This window comes from Bradyrhizobium sp. CCBAU 53415, from assembly GCF_028128735.1.
Classification (GTDB): domain Bacteria; phylum Pseudomonadota; class Alphaproteobacteria; order Rhizobiales; family Xanthobacteraceae; genus Bradyrhizobium.
Window position 1 is genome coordinate 221734 of record NZ_LBJF01000023.1, and the last position, 18811, is coordinate 240544.

Annotated in this window: 16 protein-coding genes and 1 pseudogene; 13 read left to right on the forward strand and 4 right to left on the reverse strand. The window is 65.5% G+C overall.

Translation table 11 applies throughout. The features are described from left to right. Positions 1 to 40 precede the first annotated feature (40 nt). The 10 genes and pseudogenes from denD (at position 41) to XH87_RS16950 (ending at position 8547) form a co-directional block, all read left to right on the forward strand. Complete coding sequence (denD, locus tag XH87_RS16905) at positions 41 to 1027, forward strand: D-erythronate dehydrogenase (RefSeq protein ID WP_271588146.1); 987 nt, start codon at positions 41 to 43, stop codon at positions 1025 to 1027. Between the two features lie 24 nt (positions 1028 to 1051). After that, complete coding sequence (locus tag XH87_RS16910; RefSeq protein ID WP_271588147.1) at positions 1052 to 2020, forward strand: sugar kinase; 969 nt, start codon at positions 1052 to 1054, stop codon at positions 2018 to 2020. A gap of 10 nt (positions 2021 to 2030) precedes the next feature. Next, positions 2031 to 2681 (forward strand): bifunctional 4-hydroxy-2-oxoglutarate aldolase/2-dehydro-3-deoxy-phosphogluconate aldolase, encoded by a 651-nt coding sequence (gene eda, locus XH87_RS16915; RefSeq protein WP_271588148.1) that lies wholly within the window; start codon positions 2031 to 2033, stop codon positions 2679 to 2681. 60 nt (positions 2682 to 2741) lie between these two features. After that, on the forward strand, positions 2742 to 3911 hold the full coding sequence (locus XH87_RS16920; protein ID WP_035706215.1) for an acetyl-CoA acetyltransferase: 1170 nt from the start codon (positions 2742 to 2744) through the stop codon (positions 3909 to 3911). A 126-nt stretch (positions 3912 to 4037) separates the two neighbouring features. After that, the gene (locus tag XH87_RS16925; RefSeq protein WP_158669597.1) at positions 4038 to 4244 is read left to right on the forward strand and encodes a hypothetical protein; all 207 of its coding nucleotides are present in this window, start codon (positions 4038 to 4040) and stop codon (positions 4242 to 4244) included. A gap of 125 nt (positions 4245 to 4369) precedes the next feature. Next, positions 4370 to 5569 carry a CaiB/BaiF CoA transferase family protein gene (locus XH87_RS16930; protein ID WP_271588149.1) on the forward strand — a complete coding sequence of 400 codons (1200 nt, stop codon included), beginning with the start codon at positions 4370 to 4372 and terminating at the stop codon, positions 5567 to 5569. A gap of 143 nt (positions 5570 to 5712) precedes the next feature. Continuing rightward, positions 5713 to 6849, forward strand: a complete 1137-nt coding sequence (locus XH87_RS16935; RefSeq protein ID WP_271588150.1) for a thiolase family protein — start codon at positions 5713 to 5715, stop codon at positions 6847 to 6849. Next, positions 6846 to 7206 (forward strand): annotated as a pseudogene (locus XH87_RS16940) (Zn-ribbon domain-containing OB-fold protein). The gene XH87_RS16935 and the pseudogene XH87_RS16940 overlap by 4 nt, the downstream one beginning before the upstream one ends. A gap of 484 nt (positions 7207 to 7690) precedes the next feature. Next, positions 7691 to 8218: a carboxymuconolactone decarboxylase family protein gene (locus XH87_RS16945; protein WP_271588151.1), complete on the forward strand. Its 528-nt coding sequence runs from the start codon at positions 7691 to 7693 to the stop codon at positions 8216 to 8218. 26 nt (positions 8219 to 8244) lie between these two features. Beyond that, a complete protein-coding gene (locus tag XH87_RS16950) occupies positions 8245 to 8547 on the forward strand; it encodes a nucleoside triphosphate pyrophosphohydrolase family protein (RefSeq protein WP_035706239.1) in 303 nt (100 codons plus the stop codon). Between the two features lie 53 nt (positions 8548 to 8600). Here XH87_RS16950 and glsA read toward each other — a convergent pair whose 3' ends face one another. The 4 genes from glsA to XH87_RS16970 all read right to left on the reverse strand — a co-directional run bounded on the left by glsA (position 8601) and on the right by XH87_RS16970 (position 14156). Continuing rightward, entirely contained in the window at positions 8601 to 10448 is a 1848-nt protein-coding gene (gene glsA, locus XH87_RS16955; RefSeq protein WP_271588152.1) for a glutaminase A, read from the reverse strand. 21 nt (positions 10449 to 10469) lie between these two features. Then, a complete protein-coding gene (locus XH87_RS16960) occupies positions 10470 to 12545 on the reverse strand; it encodes a TRAP transporter permease (RefSeq protein ID WP_271588153.1) in 2076 nt (691 codons plus the stop codon). A 61-nt stretch (positions 12546 to 12606) separates the two neighbouring features. Then, the gene (locus XH87_RS16965; RefSeq protein ID WP_271588154.1) at positions 12607 to 13773 is read right to left on the reverse strand and encodes a TAXI family TRAP transporter solute-binding subunit; all 1167 of its coding nucleotides are present in this window, start codon (positions 13771 to 13773) and stop codon (positions 12607 to 12609) included. A 161-nt stretch (positions 13774 to 13934) separates the two neighbouring features. After that, positions 13935 to 14156 (reverse strand): acetyl-CoA carboxylase biotin carboxyl carrier protein subunit, encoded by a 222-nt coding sequence (locus XH87_RS16970; protein ID WP_035706189.1) that lies wholly within the window; start codon positions 14154 to 14156, stop codon positions 13935 to 13937. Between the two features lie 93 nt (positions 14157 to 14249). Between XH87_RS16970 and XH87_RS16975 the strand changes: the two genes are divergently transcribed. The 3 genes from XH87_RS16975 to XH87_RS16985 all read left to right on the forward strand — a co-directional run bounded on the left by XH87_RS16975 (position 14250) and on the right by XH87_RS16985 (position 18688). Then, positions 14250 to 15224, forward strand: coding sequence for an IclR family transcriptional regulator (locus tag XH87_RS16975; protein ID WP_035706186.1), 975 nt, complete (start codon positions 14250 to 14252; stop codon positions 15222 to 15224). Then, positions 15154 to 16713 carry an acyl-CoA carboxylase subunit beta gene (locus XH87_RS16980; RefSeq protein ID WP_271588155.1) on the forward strand — a complete coding sequence of 520 codons (1560 nt, stop codon included), beginning with the start codon at positions 15154 to 15156 and terminating at the stop codon, positions 16711 to 16713. Before XH87_RS16975 ends, XH87_RS16980 begins: the two co-directional genes overlap by 71 nt. A gap of 277 nt (positions 16714 to 16990) precedes the next feature. After that, the gene (locus tag XH87_RS16985) at positions 16991 to 18688 is read left to right on the forward strand and encodes a GMC family oxidoreductase (protein WP_271588156.1); all 1698 of its coding nucleotides are present in this window, start codon (positions 16991 to 16993) and stop codon (positions 18686 to 18688) included. Positions 18689 to 18811: the final 123 nt, after the last annotated feature.

Sequence of the window (18811 nt, forward strand, 5' to 3'; positions counted from 1 at the left end):
CGGAGCGGTGCGCTTCGGCCAACAACTAAGGAGTAGGCTCTTGCACATTCTGGTTCTGGGCGCCGCCGGCATGGTCGGCCGCAAACTCTGCGAACGGCTGCTGCGCGACGGCCGGCTCGGCAAGAGCGACATCACCAAGCTCACCATGCATGACGTGGTCGAACCGAGGAAGCCGGAGAAGACCGGTTTTCCGGTCGAGACCGTGTCGGGCGATTTCGCCGTCCCCGGCGCGGCCGAGAAGCTGATCGCCGGCCGTCCGGACGTGATCTTCCATCTGGCTGCGATCGTCTCGGGCGAGGCCGAGCTCGATTTCGACAAGGGCTACCGCATCAATCTCGACGGCACGCGGATGTTGCTCGACGCGATCAGGCTCGTCGGCGGCGGCTACAAGCCGCGCGTGGTGTTCACGTCCTCGATCGCGGTGTTCGGCGCGCCGTTCCCGGATGCGATCGGCGACGAGTTCTTCCATACCCCGCTGCTCAGCTACGGCACGCAAAAGGCGATCGGCGAACTGCTGCTGGCGGACTATTCGCGCCGCGGCTTCCTCGACGGCATCGGCATCCGCCTGCCGACCATCTGCATCCGGCCCGGACTGCCCAACAAGGCGGCATCGGGCTTCTTCTCCAACATCCTGCGCGAGCCGCTCGCCGGCAAGGAAGCGATCCTGCCGGTGTCCGAGGACGTCCGCCACTGGCACGCCACGCCGCGCTCGGCCGTCGGCTTCCTGTTGCACGCCGGCACCATGGATCTCGCCACCGTGGGCCCGCGCCGCAATCTGACCATGCCGGGCCTGTCGGCCACGGTCGGCGAGCAGATCGCCGCCCTGAAGCGGGTTGCCGGCGAGAAGGTCGCCGCCCGCATCAAGCGCGAGCCTGATCCCTTCATCGTCGGCATCGTCGGCGGCTGGCCGCGCAATTTCGACCCGAAGCGTGCGCGCGAGCTCGGCTTCACCACCGCCGAGAAGACTTTCGACGATATCATCCGCATTCACATCGAAGACGAGCTCGGCGGCAATTTCGTCGCCTGATCTCTGACTGAGCGGGCCCTGGTGATGGCGAGCGTTGCTTGCATCGGCGAGTGCATGGTCGAGCTCAGGCAGGCGCAAGGCGGCGCGTCTGCCGGCCAGGGCGGCGGCCTGTACTCGCGCGGCTTCGGCGGTGATACCCTCAACACCGCCGTCTATCTGGCGCGGCTCGAGGTCAAGGTCGACTATCTCACCGCGCTCGGCGATGACGGTCTCAGCGATGAGATGATCGCGGCCTGGAATGCGGAGGGTGTCGGCACGCGGCGTGTGGTGCGGCTCGCGGGCAAGCTGCCCGGCCTCTACATGATCCAGACGGATGCGAAGGGCGAGCGCCAGTTCTTCCACTGGCGCGACAGCGCGGCGGCGCGGCAGCTGATGAGCCTGCCGGAGACGGACGAAATCCTCAACTCGCTGATGAGCTACGACGTCGTCTATCTCTCCGCCATCACGCTCTCGATCTACGACGCTTCGGGCCGCGATCGCCTGTTTGCGGCGATCAAGCGCGCGCGCCTGCTCGGCACCCGCTTCGTGTTCGACACCAATTTTCGCGCACGCGGCTGGCCGGATCGCGACGTTGCCCGCGAGGTCTTTGCCGCAGCCTTCGTGATCGCGGACATCGTGCTGACCTCGACCGAGGATCTGCTCGCGCTCTTTCCCGGCGAGAGCCACGACCAGCTGATGGCGCGTATTCCGAGCCCCGAGCTGGTGTTCCGGCTTGCCGAGCCCATCAGCCTGCTGCGCTTCCCCGGCGGGACCAGCGAGGTCCGCGCCGAGCCCATGACGAAACCGGTCGTCGACACCACCGCCGCCGGCGATAGCTTCGCCGCGGCCTATATCGCGGCGCGGCTCACCGGTTCCGATCCGGTCGAGGCCGCTCAGGCCGGGCATCGCCTCGCCAGCCTCGTGATCTGCTATCCCGGCGCCATCATTCCGGGCTATGCCATGCCACCGAAGAAACGGCACCGGCCGGCGGCCTCTCGCCAAGCGACCAAATGAATCGAGACCTATGACCACGACTGCCCAACAGAATCACCTCGTCGCGCTGTTCAAGGCGGCGACCGTCATTCCCGTCCTCACCATCGAGCGGATCCAGGATGCGGTGCCGCTGGCGCGTGCGCTGGTCGCCGGCGGCGTGCGCACGCTGGAAGTGACCCTGCGCACCCCGGTTGCGATCGAGGCGGCGAGGGCGATGATGGCCGAGGTCCCCGAGGCGGTGGTCGGCATCGGCACGATCCTCAATCCGGCCGACTTCACCCGTGTCGAGAAGCTCGGCGTCGCGTTCGGTATCAGCCCGGGCCTGACCCCCGATCTGCTCAAGGCCGCAACCGACAGCTCCTTGCCGTTCGCGCCGGGCATCGCCACGGCCTCCGAGCTGATGATGGCGCTGTCCTACGGCTTCGACGTCGCAAAGTTCTTCCCGGCCGAGCAGGCCGGCGGCATCAAGGGCCTGCGCGCCCTCGGCGGCCCGTTCCCGAGCGTGCGGTTCTGCCCCACGGGCGGGGTCGGCGAGGCCAATGCCGCGAGCTGGCTCGCCGAGCCCAACGTGGTCGCGGTCGGCGGCTCCTGGCTGTGCCCGACGGCGGAGATCCGGGCCGGGAACTGGGCCGGCATAACTGCCATCTGCCAGCGCACCCTCGAGGCCCTGAAAGCCGCGTGAAGTCTTGCCATCCCTAGGCTAAGACTTAGCTCAGGAAGAGACCTCCAGGGAGAAATGACCATGACTGCCAGCATCGTCGGATGGGCGCACACGCCGTTCGGCAAGTTCGATACCGAGACCGTGGAAAGCCTAGTCGTCCGCGTGGCCAATGAGGCGCTGGCCGATGCCGGCGTTTCGGCTGGCGATGTCGACGAGATCGTGCTTGGCCATTTCAACGCCGGCTTCTCGCCGCAGGATTTTACCGCCTCGCTGGTGCTCCAGGCTGATCCCAAGCTGCGCTTCAAGCCGGCGACCCGCGTCGAGAACGCCTGCGCCACCGGCTCCGCCGCCGTGCATCAGGGCCTGCGCGCGATTGCCGCAGGGGCCGCCAAGATCGTGCTCGTCGTCGGCGTCGAGCAGATGACACGCACGCCGGGCCCGGAGATCGGCAAGAACCTGCTCAAGGCGTCCTACCTGCCCGAGGACGGTGACACGGTCGGCGGCTTTGCCGGCGTGTTCGGCAAGATCGCCAGCTCCTATTTCCAGAAATACGGCGACCAGTCCGATGCGCTGGCGCTGATCGCGGCCAAGAACCACAAGAACGGCGTCGCCAACCCCTTCGCCCAGATGCGCAAGGACTTCGGCTTCGACTTCTGCCGCGCCGAGAGCGAGAAGAACCCTTACGTCGCCGGCCCCCTGAAGCGCACCGACTGCTCGCTGGTCTCCGATGGCGCCGCGGCGCTGGTGCTGGCCGATGCCGAGACCGCCAAGGGCATGAGCAAGTCGATCGGCTTCCGCGCCACCGCGCACGCCCAGGACTTCCTGCCGATGAGCAAGCGCGACATCCTCCAGTTCGAGGGCTGCACGGTCGCCTGGCAGCGCGCGCTGGAAAAAGCCGGTGTGACGCTGTCCGATCTCTCCTTCGTCGAGACCCATGACTGCTTCACGGTCGCCGAGCTAATCGAATACGAAGCGATGGGCCTGACGCCGAGGGGGCAGGGCGCCCGCGCCATCAAGGAAGGCTGGACGCTCAAGGACGGCAAGCTGCCGGTCAACCCGTCCGGCGGGCTGAAGGCCAAGGGCCATCCGATCGGTGCCACCGGCGTCTCCATGCATGTGATGACCGCGATGCAGCTTGCAGGGCAGGCGCCCGAGGGCATGCAGCTCAAGAACGCCAAGCTCGGCGGCATCTTCAACATGGGCGGCGCTGCCGTCGCCAACTACGTCTCCGTGCTGGAGCCGCTGAAGTAGGCTCGGCCTGCAGGGTGGGCAAAGGCGCCATGCGCCGTGCCCGCCTTCTTTCTTGCGCTAGATCATGGTGGGCCGCTTCGCTTTGGCCATCCTGTGACTTCTGATTGTGTTTGCGGGAAAAGCATTATGAGCACTGACTACGAAGACTCGCTATCGATGGAAGCGCTGAACGACCGCATTGCGATCCTCGAGGACAATATCCGCCAGCTCATCGAGCAGGCCGCTGCCGCCTCGGGCGAGCAGAATGAGTCGCGCATCGCCGACCGGATCAGCCAGCAGAACGAAGAGCTCGACCGGCTCCTGAAGATCCGGGAATCCCGCCAGAAGAAATAGCGGCCGATATCGCCGCGCGGCGCATGCCGCCATACGCCGCCCGCCCTTGCGCGAGCGGCGACACTGCCGTTAGCTGGACCGCAATCGCGGGCCGCGCCTGAGCCCCGCGCATTCGGGAGCGAACGATGGGGCCGCTGAAGGGCATCAAGGTCATCGACATGACCACCGTGCTGATGGGGCCCTATGCGACCCAGATGCTCGGCGACTACGGTGCCGACGTCATCAAGGTGGAATCGCTGGACGGCGACGTCACTCGCCTGATCGGGCCGATGCGTCACGCCGGGATGGGCCCGGTGTTCCTTAACACCAACCGCAGCAAGCGCTCGATCTGTCTCGACCTGAAAAAGCCCTCGGGGCGCGAAGCCGTGCTGCGGCTGCTCGGGGACGCCGACGTGCTCGTCTACAACGTCCGTCCGCAGGCCATGGCGCGGCTTCAGCTCGGTTACGATGTCGTTTCCGCCATCAACCCGCGCCTCGTCTATGCCGGCGTGTTCGGCTTCGGTCAGGACGGGCCCTACGCCGCAAAACCGGCCTATGACGATCTGATCCAGGGCGCCACCGCGCTGCCGGCCTTGATGGCGCAGACCGGCGACGGCGTGCCGCGCTACGTGCCGAATGCGCTGGTCGATCGCATCGTCGGTCTCACCGCCGTCGGGGCGATCTGCGCCAGCCTCGTGCACCGCGACCGCACCGGGCGCGGCCAGCGCGTAGACATTCCCATGTTCGAGACCATGGCCGGTTTCGTCATGGGCGATCACATGGGCGGGCTCACCTTCGAGCCGCCGCTCGACAAGGGCGGCTATGCCCGCCACCTCTCGCGCGACCGCAGGCCGTACAAGACCTCGGACGGCTATCTCAGCGTCATCGTCTACAGCGACAAGCAGTGGGAGAACTTCTTCAAGGCGACAGGGCGTGACGATCTGCGCGCCGATCCCAGGTTTGCGACCTTCGCCGGCCGCGCCGCCAACATCGATGTGGTCTACGCCGAACTCGCGCGTATCTTCGAGACGCGCACCACGGCGGAATGGATCGACCTGCTCACCAAGGCCGATGTGCCGGTCATGCCGATGCACGACCTCGCGTCGATCCTGCACGACGACCATCTGGAGGCGACGAATTTCTTCCCGGTCGTGACCCATCCGACTGAAGGGCCGATCCGAAGCATGAAGGTGACGGCGACCTGGTCGGAGACCGAGGCAGAGCCCGCGCGCCTGGCGCCGCGGCTCAACGAGCATGGCGCCGAGATCTTGCGCGAGATCGGTTACTCCTCCGACCAGATCGCAGCCATGGTCCGCGACGGCGTCACGCGATCGGCGCCGGAGTAGTGGGGAGACGATATGAAGACTCTCTCATCCGTCATTCCGGGGCGCGACGAAGTCGCGAGCCCGGAATCCATAACCACCATCGTGAGTATGGATTCCGGGCTCGCGCCTGACGGCGCGCCCCGGAATGACAGGGAGGAGAGAGCATGAGCTTCATCACCGGCGTCGGCCTCACGCCGTTCGGCAAGCACGAAGGCTCATCCTCGCTCGACCTGATGAGCAAAGCCGCGCAAGCCGCACTCGACGATGCCGGGCTGAAGCGCGCCGAGATCGACGGCATCCTCTGCGGCTACTCCACCGTCTCGCCGCACATCATGCTGGCCACCGTCTTCGCCGAGCATTTCGGCATTCGTCCGAGCTATGCCCACGCCGTGCAGGTGGGCGGCGCCACGGGACTCGCGATGACGATGCTCGCGCATCAACTCGTCGACGCAGGCGTCGCGCGCCACGTGCTCGTGGTCGCCGGCGAGAACCGTCTCACCGGGCAGAGCCGCGATGCCTCGATCCAGGCGCTGGCGCAGGTCGGCCATCCCGACTACGAGGTGCCGCTCGGCCCGACCATTCCCGCCTATTACGGCCTCGTCGCTACGCGCTACATGCGCGAATATGGCGTGACCGAACAGGACCTCGCCGAGTTCGCGGTGCTGATGCGCGCGCACGCCTGCACCCATCCCGGCGCGCAATTCCAGGATCCCATCTCGGTCGCCGACGTCATGGCCTCCAAGCCGGTGGCGATGCCGCTCAAGCTGCTCGACTGCTGCCCCGTCTCCGACGGTGGCGCGGCGTTCGTCATCAGCCGCGAGCGGACAGGGGAAGCGGGCGTCCGCATTCGCGGCTGCGCCCAGGCGCACACCCATCAGCATGTCACGGCCGCGCCGGGCCTCAGCGAGCTCGGCGCCGAGATCTCGGTCGCGCGCGCCAGGGAGGCGACGGGTCTTGCGATCTCCGACGTGCGCTATGCCGCCGTCTACGACAGCTTCACCATCACGCTCGCGATGCTGCTGGAAGATCTCGGGCTTGCCGGCCGCGGCGAGGCGGCCGCGCGGGTCCGCGCCGGTCATTTCAGCCGCGACGGCGCCATGCCGCTCAACACCCATGGCGGCCTGCTCAGCTACGGCCATTGCGGCGTCGGCGGCGCCATGGCGCATCTGGTCGAAGCGCATTTGCAGATGACGGGTCGGGCGGCCAACCGCCAGGTGCGCGACGCGTCCATTGCGCTGCTGCACGGCGATGGCGGCGTGCTGTCGTCTCACGTCAGCATGTTCCTGGAGCAGGTGCGATGAGCGAACGTCTGGCGGACTGGACCAAGGGCGAAGAGGCGATCACGTTCCAGACCTGTGGCGCTTGCGGCCACGTGCAGTATTTCCATCGCGCCTTCTGCGCGGCCTGCGGCGCACCCGATCCGCGCGAGCAGCGCGCCAGCGGCAAGGGCAGGGTCTACGCGACCTCGCTGGTCTGCCGCGCCGCCACGCCCGAGACGCGCGCCCACGTGCCCCTACAACATCCTGCTCGTCGATTGTGCCGAGGGTTTTCGCATGATGGCGCACGGCGCGAACGATCTCGCCATCGGCGATTCGGTCGTCGCGAGCTTCAAACCGTTCGCCGGCAAGCTGGTGCCGTTCTTCACGAAGGTCATGTAGAGGGATTCGTCATTCGGGGGCGGTCCAAGGGACCGAGCCTGGAACGGGTATTCTGGGCCTGGCCTGTGCGAGGGCCACCCCGGAACGACGAAAGCACTGAAACGCTTAACTCAACGCCCGTAGAACAAAATGCTGGCGATGACGAGCATCGCCGTCACCGCCAGCATGTGCGCGAGCGCTCCCGAGGCCGCCCCCTTGGTGGCTTCCTTCATGCCGTTCTCTCCCTAGACTTGGGCGTGACTCATCGTTGCGCGGCTAGCGCACCCAATGGCCAATTGTTTTACTCGGAACACCCCACTTGCGAGTATTCACCGCGATTTGTCCCCACGCGGCGAATATCGACTGTCGCAGGGTCGATCAGCAATGCGGCGGCAATTTGACTCGATGATGTTGCTCCTGCGTCCGCGCGCGAATAGAGTCTTTGGGAACTTATCCCCACGACGACAAAAAACATCAAAAGCTCAGGGAAAACTTCAGGAAAATCATGGCCCGCATTGACTACAGCGACCCGTCCAAGGCATCCGACCGCACCCGCGAAATACTGGACAAGAACCGTGATGCCAACATCTTCCGCATGATGGCGCACTCGCCGAGCTATTTCGAGCAGTACTGCCGCTTGGGGGGCGCCATCAGGCACAAGGGTGAGCTCGATCCCATCGTCCGCGAGCTCGCGATCACCCGCACCGGAATCTTGTGCGAGGCGCCGTACGAGATCGTCGCGCACAAGCGGATCGGCAAGAATGTCGGCGTCACCGACGCGCAGAACGAGGCGCTGGAGAACTGGCAGGCCGCGACCTGCTTCAACGAGGTGCAGCGCGCCGCGCTCGCCTTCACCGACGAGATCGTGAAGCTGAAGAAGCCGACAGACGCGACCTTCAAGGCGATCGCATCAAAGCTGACGCCGGCCGCGCTGGTCGAATTGCAGCTCTCGGTCGGCTTCTACATCATGACCTCCAAATTCCTGGAGACCTTCGAGATCGATCTCCAGCCCGTCACCGAAGTGGTGGGCTAGATCGACGCAAGCGGCGGGGAATGCCGATGACGATCGATGAATATGCGGCCTGGGCCGCGAGCATTGCGAAAGTCGACGAGCGTCCGTCCAACGAGCGGCTGTCCTATCTCGGCCTCGGCCTTGCCGGCGAAGCCGGCGAGGTCGCCGATCACATCAAGAAGCTCTTGCGCGATGATTGGCTCGACAAGGCGGGTCTCGTTGATGAACTCGGCGACGTCATCTACTACTGGGCCTGCCTCTGCGCCGCGACCGGCCAGAAGCCGTCCGAACTGCTCGAAGCGAGCGCAAAGAAGATCAAGCGGCGGCTGAGTGAAGCCGCGAGCCGCTGAGCAAGAGGCGGATGCGGGAGCATGACGACCTCATCTGGATGAACGTCAAGCGCTCACGTCGACGTCAGAATATCCACCTTCGCGTTGGCGACGATCAGGCGGTCGGCCAGCAGCCGGGCGAGGTTGCGCATGATGCTTTCGCTGGCGCGCGGGTGCTGCTTGCGAAAGCGTTCGAAATCCTTCAGCGGCACCTCGAATGCGGTTGCCGCCATGTCGGCGAACACGTCGGCAGAACGCGTTGCCTCCAGCAGTGCCATCTCGCCGAACGCCATGCCCGCGGTGAGCGTCGCCAGCCGTACGCCGTCGGGCAAGGTGACGTGCACCGCGCCGCTACGCAGAAAATACAGGGCATCCGCAGGATCGCCAGTCGTCAGAATCTTCGCGCCGGACTGATAGGTTCTGATGGTGCAGAGCGAGGCCAGATCGGTCAGCTCTTCCTCGCTCAGCCCCGCCAGCAGCGGCTGCTCGGCGAGCTCGGTGGTCTCGTGAAAATCGATCGAGCCGCCGTAGCGATACACGATCTGGTCTTCGGCCCATTCGATCGCGGTGTCGAGCAGGTAGAAGTCGCGGACGTTCTTGAGCTCGGCGGTCCATTCGCGCAACGTGTTCCATTCCTTGGAGGCACGCCTGACGCCTGACAGCACGACCGTCACGTTCAGCGCCGCAAGCTCCTCGAACGCTTCGGCAACCAGCCGTGCGCCGGCGCGCGTGGTCGAGGTCACGCGGTGGAGATCGAAGATCACGAATTGCGGCCGCGGTCGCCCGGCAAGCCGCCGCGAGACGTAATCGACCGCCGACAGCGACAGCGTGCCGACCAGCTCGATGATCCGCACCTCCTGCTCATGTGCCGCCAGAATCTCGCGCTCCTGCGGGCGGCGCACGCGGCGCGAGGGGCTCCTGCCGATGTCGTAGTCCGCGATGACGGCGTTGCGCGCATCGTCGCTGCGGTTGAGCATGTGCAGATCGTAATGCGAGGACAGCGCCTCGCAGACCTTGATGCCGCGCACGCTGTTGCCGTGCTTGTCGAGGCGCGGCGAATAGCTGCCGAGGCCGAGTCGCGCGGGGAGGGCGGCCAGAATGCCGCCGCCGACGCCGCTCTTGGCGGGAATGCCGATCCGGTAGATCCACTCGCCGGCATAGTCATACATGCCCGAGGACGTCATCACCGAGAGCGTACGCGAGATCGCGTAAGCGCTCAGCACCTGCTCGCCCGTGACGGGGTTGATGCCGCGATTGGCGAGCGTCGCCGCCATCACCGCGATGTCGCGCGCGGTGACCAGCACGGCGCATTGCCGGAAATAGACGTCGAGGACGCCGGCGACGTCGTCCGAGATGACCGCGTTGGTCTTCAGCAGATAGCCGATGGCACGGTTGCGGTCGCCGGTCTGGCTTTCGGAAGCGTAGACGGTCTCGTCGACCGCGAGGTCGCGTCCGGCAAAGCGGCCGAGCGCGGCGCGGATCTGCTCGAAGGCCGCCACGCCCTTGCTGCCATAGATCAGCCCGGTGCAGGCGATCGCGCCGGCATTGACCATCGGGTTGAACGGATGGTTCTCGGAATTGAGCCGGATCGAGTTGAAGGGATCGCCCGAGGGCTCGACGCCGATCGCGCTCTCGACCCTGCCGGCGCCGAGCAGGTCCAGCGCCAGCGCGAACACGAAGGGCTTGGACATCGACTGGATGGTGAAGGGCATCCGGCTGTCGCCGACCTCATAGACATGGCCGTCCAGCGTCGCCAGGCTGATGCCGAAATAGGCAGGGTCGGCCTTGCTCAGCTCCGGAATGTAGTCCGCGACATGGCCCGAGGCCTCGGCGGAGAATTCGCTGAGGCAATTGTCCAGAAACCGCAGCAAAGGCGGTTTCGAGCGGGTCCAGGCCGAGGCGGCGGGCAGGTGCGGCTTCATCGCCGCACTTGTGCAACGCAATTAAGGCACGCGCAACCCGTCCGGCATCACAGGCTGGCGTCGGACCAGGACAAGCGCGATCAGGATCGTCGGCAGCAGGATCCCAAGGCCGAGCAACGTCACCTGCATCTGCGACAGCGGCATGATTCCGCCGCCGGGGGTCGCCACCACGAAGCCGCCGATCACCAGCAGCACGCGGATCGGCCATTCCAGCGCCCCGGCGCCGCGTAGATTGCCAACGAATGGTTGGTAGCCCTGGATGCCGCCGCAGATGAACAATGTGCCGAAGGCGGCGAGGCCCATCAGGCCGAGGCCGGCGAGATAGGGGCTCGGCCCCTGCAGCACCAGCGCCGGATTGAGCACGAAGAAGAACGGCAGGAAATAGATGATGCTGCCGACCCACATCGATTCCCAGCCGGTCTTCATCGCCGGCGAGCCGGCGATGCCCGCGGCCGCGAACGAGGCGATCGCGACCGGCGGCGTGATCGACGACAGCATGCCCCAGTAGAAGATGAACATGTGCACCGCCATGCGGTTGAGCCCGAGCTTCTCCAGCGCGGGCGCGACCAGGATGGCGAGGAAGATGTAGCAGGCCGTCGTCGTCAGCCCGAGCCCGAGAATGAGGCTGGTGAGCGCACACATGCCGAGCAGCAGGAAGGGACTGTCGCCGGCAATATGCAAGAGGTCGTTGGCAAGGCTCGAGACGACGCCCGTCATCGAGAATGCGCCGATCAGGAGACCGCAGCCGGCGAGGATGCCGACGAGCTCGACGAAGGTGCGCCCGTTCACTTCCAGGAATCGGCTGATCGTCGCCAGCGTCCAGCGCGTGTCCTTGGAGAAGAACTGGTTGAGAACCAGCAATAGCGCGGTCGCATAGAACGGCGCGTGGCTCTCGCGCTTGAAGTAGAGCAGCATCACGATCAGAAGCGCGATGACGAAGACGTAGTACCAGCCGTCCTTGATCGTATCCATGATCCGCGGCAGCTCGGCACGCGGAATCCCCTTGAGCCCGTGGCGGGCGGCATAGGCATCGACCTGCATGAACAGGCCGATATAGTAGAGCACGGCCGGAATGATCGCAGCGAGTGCGACGTCGGCGTAGCTGACGTTGAGGAATTGCGCGATCACGAAAGCCGTGGCGCCCATCACCGGCGGCGCCAGCACCGCGCCGGTCGAGGCGCAGGCCTCGATCGCCCCCGCATAGGAGGCGCGGAAGCCGCTCTTCTTCATGACAGGGATGGTCATGGTGCCGGCGGTGAGCACGTTGGAGATGATCGATCCGGACATCATGCCGAGCAGGCCGCTGGCAAAGATGCAGACTTTTGCAGCGCCGCCGCGGAAGGTGCCGCACAGCGCGAAGGCGAGGTTGATGAAGAATTTTCCGGCCCCGGTCATCATCAGCGCGGTGCCGAACACGAGGAAGCCGATCACGGTGTCGGCGAAAGCCTGAATGGGAATGCCGAGCAGGCTCTCGCCGGAGAGCACGTGATAGGCCGTCGCCTGCTCCAGCGTCGATTGCGTGCCGCGGAACGGCCCGAGCCAGCGGGCTTCGGCGAACAGGGGATAGACGGTGAAGGGCAGGACGCTGAGCAGCAGGCTCCAGCCACCGGTGCGGCGCAGCGCCTCCATAAGCATCGCCCACATTACGAGGCCGGCCGCGATCACGCTGTTCGGTGCGCCGCCGAATTCCCAGCCGGCCTCCGCCGCCTTGCGCACGTTCGACATCAGCAGCAGCGCCGCGGCGAAGGTCGCGACGAAGAGCAGCAGGTCATACCAGGGAATGCGGTCGAGCGGCGCGCGCGCGGTGCCCGGAAAGATCAGGAAGGTGAACGGCAGCATCAACGCGATCAGGAGGTAGAAATACTCCGTGTTGAGCTGGGTGTAGCCGATGAAGAAGCGCAGCGAGAATTGCTGGTTGATGCATAGCAGGATCGTCGCCGCGGTCGCTGCGACCAGAGTCCAGCGCCAGGCGCCGCGCAGGGTGCGAACGCGCGTCACCTCGGCTTCCTGCATATTGCCGGCGGCGCCATGCGGATCGTCGAACACGACCCGCCTGGCCTCGTCTTGCGGGGCGGTGGAGGTGGAAGAAGACATCATCGATCCCGCGCGTGGGCTATTGAACGCTGGCTGGTGCAATGGGCGCTGGTATCACCACCTTCTATTCTTCGAACCCGTTGGGCATGCCGGCCTTGGCAAGCGCCGCGGCGCGCGCCTTCATCCAGCCGTCGAGGAAGGCCTTGTCGTCGGACGGCGGACTGGATTTGCCGTAATCGGCCCACGCGGCTGCCAGTACCTCCTGGCGCTTGATCAGCTTGTTGTTGTGCGCCTCCTGCGCGTCGCTCCATTGGCCGGCTTCCTTCAGCGCCTTCACGGCGCCGGGATGTACAGGCACCACCCAGTTCTTGGTCTGGCGCCCGGCCGCTAGCCCGCCGGCGCCGGGCGCGGAATCCTTGTAGGCGTCGTAGTTCACGATCATGGCTTTGGTCACCGCATAGACCTGGTCGGCCGGTTGCGAGGCATAGGCGACGAAGATCGGATAGGGATAGTTGCCGAGCTCGACCGGCTTCTCCGGCGAGATGCCGGCGCCGCAGGTCGCAAGCTGCGGGAAGAAGAACGAGCCGACCTTCTGCATTCGCGCCCAGCCCTCCTTGTCCTTGGCGGGCAGCGGCGGCCAGATCAGCCCGCGCGGCGAGGTCTCGGCTTCCTTGGCGGGGCCGGTGATGGTGGTGCCGAAGGCGGCATCGACGTCGTTGTTGATCAGGCCCTTCCACATCGCGCCGTAGCTGGCGAACTCGACGGCCTTGACGTCCTTTTGCGTCAGCCCGGCGAAGGCCAGCACCGCGAGCGAGTTCTGGTTCAGCGCCGGCGAGCCGACCACGAAGCCGACACGCTTGCCCTTGAGGTCTTTCAGCTCCTTCACGCCGGTGTCGGCGGCGACGCCGAGCGAGCCGCAATTGCAGTCGACGGTCGAAAGCAGGATCTGGAGCGGCTGCGGGCCCCATTCCTTCGCTCCGAACTCGAACACACCTTCCTGCGCGAAATAGGTGCCGGATCCCATCGCTGCGGACGCCGCGCGCTTGGCGCGCAGTGGCGCGAGGCGGGCGACGTCGTTGCCTGCGGGGAGCACGCGCACGTCGGTGCCGTACTTGTCCTTCATCATCTTGCCGACGCCGACCGCGATGTTGAAGCCGGCGGTGCCGGTGTCGTAGGCGGTGAACGTCAATGTCGCCGGCAGCTTGATGTCTTCGGCGAACGAATAGCGTGTAGACGCAAAAGAAATGCCCGCCACCAAGGCAGGCGCGAGCACGAGCAGCCCACGAAGCATGTTTCCCTCCAATGATCCTCGCTTTGCCGCGAAGATTTCTTTCTTTGTTTGAAACAACGTTTTGCTTGCAACAGATCATGTCACCGCCATCAGGCGATGGCAACGCCGTACCGTGCATGCGGGAATGAGACTGACAGATTGTCGCGGAATGACGGAGAGGGTCAGTTCGCGACAATCGCGATCGCTTGTCCTTCGGCAACGACGTCGTCGAGCTTGACGAGCAGCGATGTGATGGTGCCGCTCGCGGGCGAGGACACCGGGATCTCCATCTTCATCGCTTCGACGACCACAATTTCATCGCCATCGGCAACGGTTCCTCCAACTTGCACGGGAGTTGCGCAGATGCGTCCCGCGACCTCCGTGATGATCTTAATTTCTGGCATGCCATCCCTTTTTGTTGTCGTCGCAAAATGCCTGAGGTAGCGTCGTCTTCAAGTGGAATTTAATTCCGCAGAGCGGAACAGGCGGTAGGAAACATGGGACGACGATCGGAGCGGTTGAGTAGGCAAGGCATGCTCGCTGGCGATGCCGGTGAGGGTGATGTCATCCAGGTGGTCTCGCGCGCGTTTGACGTGTTGCGATGCTTCGAGGGCCACGATAGCAGGCTCGGCAATCTCGAGATTTCGAACCGCTGCGGGCTGCCGCGCTCGACGGTGTCGCGGCTCACGCACACGCTGACCCGCATGGGCCAGCTCGTCTATCTGCCGCGCGATCAGAAATATCGCATCGGCCCGAGCGCGGTGGCGATGAGCGCCTCGATGATGAAGGGCGCGCAGCTGCGCAGCATGATCCGGCAACGGCTCCAGGAAGTTGCCGAGCAACTGCCGGGCACCGTCGGCTTCGTCGTTCCCGATCGCTTCCATCTCGTCTATCTCCAGTTCGCGCGCTCGGCGACCGCGCTCGGCCTGCACGAGGGCACCGGCAGCCGCATCTCGATGGCTTCGACCGCCGCGGGCGCGGCCTACACCGCGGCCCTGGCGCCCGAGGTCGGCGATGCCTTCGTCGCCGACATGGAACGGGAAGCGCCCGAGGCCGCCAAGATCCTGAGGCCTCGCATCGAGGCCAACCGGCAATCGCTGCATGAGCGCGGCTACGTCACGGCCTGCGGCTTGTGGAGTCCGCACATCAACGGCCTCGCGGTGCCGATCTGGTCGCCGCAATACCAGACCTTCGTGGTCATCACGATCGGCCTTCTGTCCGCGATGTATGACGAGCAGCGTCTGCATGACGAAGTCGCCCCGCTGATGCTCGAGCTTGGCCGCTCGCTCGGCAGCCTGATGGAAGGCGCGGAAGGCGACGCCTTCAACAACCGCATCTCGCGCAGGCCGGTCGCCATGGCCGTGCACAACAATAACAAGCCGATCAATTCGGAGGGAGTGAATGAACTGGAAGCCGGAACTCGACGAGCTCGCCCGGCGCGAAGCCTTCGCGCGGGAGATGGGCGGCGTTGACAAGGTCAAGCGACAGCATGACCAGGGCCGGCTGACTGTTCGGGAGCGTATCGACAAGCTGATCGACAAAGGCAGCTTTCACGAGATCGGTGCCGTCTCCGGCATCGGCGAGTACGATTCCAGCGGCGAGCTGCAGAAATTGACGCCGGCGAACTGCGTGTTCGGCCGTGCGCGTGTCGACGGCCGCACCGTGGTCGTGGTCGGCGACGATTTCACGGTGCGCGGCGGCTCGGCCGATGCGTCGATCTCCGCAAAGCCGCTGATGGCGGAGGAGATGGCGCACGACTTTCGCCTGCCCATCATCCGCATCATCGAGGGCTCCGGCGGCGGCGGCTCGGTCAAGACCATCGAGACCAAGGGCGCGGCGAATTTGCCGGGCGGCATCGGCGGCACGCGCTGGTATCGTTTCACGACGGAAAATTTGTCGCGCGTGCCGGTGGTCGCACTCGGTCTCGGCTCGGTAGCGGGCCTGGGTGCCGCGCGTCTTGCCGCCAGCCACTATTCCATCATGACCCGTAAGTCCGCGATGTTCGTCGCTGGCCCGCCGGTGGTGAAGGCGCTGGGGCAGGACCTCACGAAGGAGGAGCTCGGCGGCGCCGACATCCAGACCCGCGCCGGCGCGATTGATCATGCGGTCGACACCGAGGAGGAGGCATTCGCCTGCGCGCGGCGTTTCCTCTCTTATCTGCCGTCATCGGTCTACGAGCTGCCGCCGACCTTGCCCTGCAGCGACGATCCCGAACGCAGCGATGAGGCGCTGATGAATGCGGTGCCGCGCAACCGCAAGCAGGTCTACAAGATGCGGCCCATCATCGAGTCCGTCGTCGACAAGGGCTCGTTCTTCGAGGTCTCCAGGAATTTCGGCAAGCCTGTTATCGTCGGCCTCGCGCGGCTCGAGGGCAGGGCGGTGTTGCTGCTGGCCAGCGACAGCTTCCACTATGGCGGCTCCTGGACGGCCGATGCCTGCCAGAAGGTGGTGCGCTGGGTCGACTTCGCCGAAACCTTCCATCTGCCGATCGTCTATCTCATGGACTGCCCCGGCTTCATGATCGGCCTCGATGCCGAGAAGGCGGCCACCATCCGCCACGGCGTCCGCGTCATGGCCGCGGTCAACCAGACCACCGTGCCCTGGTGCACCGTGATCCTGCGCAACGCCTTCGGCGTCGCCGGCGTGGTGCATCAGCCCGCCGACCGTTTCTCGATCCGCTACGCCTGGCCGTCGGCCTATTGGGGCTCGCTCCCGCTCGAAGGCGGCATTGAAGCCGCCTACCGCGCCGACATCGACTCGGCCGAGGACAAGGCGGGCAAGCTGAGGGAGATCGAGGAGCGCCTCAACAAGCTGCGCTCGCCGTTCCGCTCGGCCGAGAAGTTCTGGGTCGAGGAGATCATCGATCCCAGGAAGACGCGGTCGCTGCTGTGCGAGTTCGCCCGGCTGGCGGAGCCCTTGCGCAAGCCGGGGCCGCCGGAGAACATGACGATCAGGCCGTAGCATCCTTGTGCCAGCCGTGAAGCTCGTGCCCCGGACGCAGCGCAGCGCTTCCGCGGCGATGCGACGCATCGTCCGGCAGCGGTGCGCTGCAGAGCCGGGGCCCATCCAACAGCGAACTCGGACTCGCCTGGGTCCCGGCTCAGCGCCGCAACGCCTGAGGCGTTGCAGCGCGTCCGGGACACGAGAGAAGGTTGGCGTGGATGCAATCCAAAATCCTTCCATGGTCAATCGATAACGAGCTAAGCTCGCTAAACAAGAACAACAGGAAGCGCCAATCGTGTACGACTTCATCATCGTGGGCGGCGGCTCGGCGGGGTCCGTGCTGGCCCACCGGCTCTCCGCCAGAAGCGCCAACAAGGTCCTGCTGTGCGAGGCCGGGCAGGACACCCCACCGGGCAACGAGCCGGCCGAGATCAGGGACAGCTATCCGGGCACGGCCTATTTCGATCCCCGCTTTCACTGGACCGAGCTCAAGGTCACGACGCAGGTCGTCAGCCATAACAATCCGAACGAATCGCGTCCCCCGTTGCGCAAATACGAACAGGCGCGCGTGCTTGGCGGCGGCTCGTCGATCAACGGCCAGATGGCCAATCGCGGCGCGCCGACCGACTACGACGAATGGGAGGCGCGCGGCGCCGAGGGGTGGAACTGGAATGACGTGCTGCCCTTCTTCAAGAAGGTCGAACGCGACCTGGACTTCGACGGACCGTACCACGGCAAGGACGGCCGGATTCCGGTCCGTCGTATCCCCCGGGAGCATTGGACGCGGCATTCAGAGGCGTTCGCGCAAGCCTTCCAGCAGGCCGGTCACAAATTCCTGCCGGACCAGAACGGCGAGTTCGTCGACGGCTTTTTCCCGGTGACGCATTCAAACCAGGCCGAGCAGCGCGTCTCGGCCGCAATGGGCTATCTCGATCGCGACACCCGCAAGCGTACCAACCTCACCATCTCCACCAACACGCAAGTGCGGGAGCTGCTGTTCGAAGGCACGCGCTGCGTCGGCGTGAAAGCTGTCGTCGATGGACGCGAGCAGGAATTCCGCGGCCGGGAGATCATCCTCTCCAGCGGTGCGATCCATTCGCCGGCGCATCTCTTGCGTGCCGGCATCGGGCCGGTCGGCCACCTCAAGGATATGGGCGTTCCCGTGTTGATGGGACTGCCGGGCGTCGGGCAGCGCCTGATGGATCATCCCTCGATCTCGCTGTCGTCCTTCGTCCGCCGCGGCGCGCGCATGAACGAGCACACCAGGCGCCACATGCAGCTGGGCCTGCGCTACTCGTCGGGGCTGCCTGATGTGCCGAAGGGCGACATGTTCGTCGTCCTGCTCTCGAAGTCGGCCTGGCATGCGGTCGGCGAGCAGATCGGCTCGCTTCTGACCTTCGTCAACAAGACCTATTCGGAGACCGGCCAGGTCAAGCTCGCCTCGCGTGATCCGTCCGCCGAGCCGATCGTCGAGTTCAATCTGTTGTCCGACCGGCGCGATCTCGATCGCCTGATGAGCGGCTTCCGCAACATGGCCGCGGTGCAGATGAGCGATGTGGTCAAGGCGGTGACGGACAAGCCGTTCCCGGCCGCCTACACCGACAAGGTCCGCAAGATCGGCGTGGTCAACACCAGGAACAGGATCCTCACCAAGATCGCCGCGACCCTGATGGACGGACCGGCGGCGCTGCGTCACTACATGATCGACAATTTCGTGGTCGAAGGTTTCACCTTCGACCAGGTGATGACCGACGACGACGCGCTGGAAGCCTTCGTCCGCAAGGCGACGATCGGCGTCTGGCACGCCTCCTGCTCATGCCGCATGGGACGGGCCGACGATCCGATGGCGGTGGTCGACAATCAGGGCCGGGTCAATGGCATTCAGGGCCTGCGCGTCGTCGACGCCTCGATTTTCCCGGTGGTGCCCTGCGCCAACACCAACTTCCCGGTCCTGATGTCGGCGGAGAAGATCGCTGCCGCGATGATGCAGTGAGCGGCAGCGGGTTCTGCCTTCGCAACGCTCAAGACGCGAATCCGACTTGATTGCATGCTGCAAGCTTGACCCGCTGGGCGGGCATTCGTGCACTGCGAGTTAATCGTCTCAGCCGCTACGCGT

Bases quoted from the DNA above. Each gene is read 5' to 3' on its own strand.
- XH87_RS16910 (WP_271588147.1), top strand. From the start codon at position 1,052: ATGGCGAGCGTTGCTTGCATCGGCGAGTGCATGGTCGAGCTCAGGCAG.
- eda (WP_271588148.1), top strand. From the start codon at position 2,031: ATGACCACGACTGCCCAACAGAATCACCTCGTCGCGCTGTTCAAGGCG.
- XH87_RS16920 (WP_035706215.1), top strand. From the start codon at position 2,742: ATGACTGCCAGCATCGTCGGATGGGCGCACACGCCGTTCGGCAAGTTC.
- XH87_RS16925 (WP_158669597.1), top strand. From the start codon at position 4,038: ATGAGCACTGACTACGAAGACTCGCTATCGATGGAAGCGCTGAACGAC.
- XH87_RS16930 (WP_271588149.1), top strand. From the start codon at position 4,370: ATGGGGCCGCTGAAGGGCATCAAGGTCATCGACATGACCACCGTGCTG.
- XH87_RS16935 (WP_271588150.1), top strand. From the start codon at position 5,713: ATGAGCTTCATCACCGGCGTCGGCCTCACGCCGTTCGGCAAGCACGAA.
- XH87_RS16945 (WP_271588151.1), top strand. From the start codon at position 7,691: ATGGCCCGCATTGACTACAGCGACCCGTCCAAGGCATCCGACCGCACC.
- XH87_RS16950 (WP_035706239.1), top strand. From the start codon at position 8,245: ATGACGATCGATGAATATGCGGCCTGGGCCGCGAGCATTGCGAAAGTC.
- glsA (WP_271588152.1), bottom strand. From the start codon at position 10,448: ATGAAGCCGCACCTGCCCGCCGCCTCGGCCTGGACCCGCTCGAAACCG.
- XH87_RS16960 (WP_271588153.1), bottom strand. From the start codon at position 12,545: ATGATGTCTTCTTCCACCTCCACCGCCCCGCAAGACGAGGCCAGGCGG.
- XH87_RS16965 (WP_271588154.1), bottom strand. From the start codon at position 13,773: ATGCTTCGTGGGCTGCTCGTGCTCGCGCCTGCCTTGGTGGCGGGCATT.
- XH87_RS16970 (WP_035706189.1), bottom strand. From the start codon at position 14,156: ATGCCAGAAATTAAGATCATCACGGAGGTCGCGGGACGCATCTGCGCA.
- XH87_RS16975 (WP_035706186.1), top strand. From the start codon at position 14,250: ATGGGACGACGATCGGAGCGGTTGAGTAGGCAAGGCATGCTCGCTGGC.
- XH87_RS16980 (WP_271588155.1), top strand. From the start codon at position 15,154: ATGAACTGGAAGCCGGAACTCGACGAGCTCGCCCGGCGCGAAGCCTTC.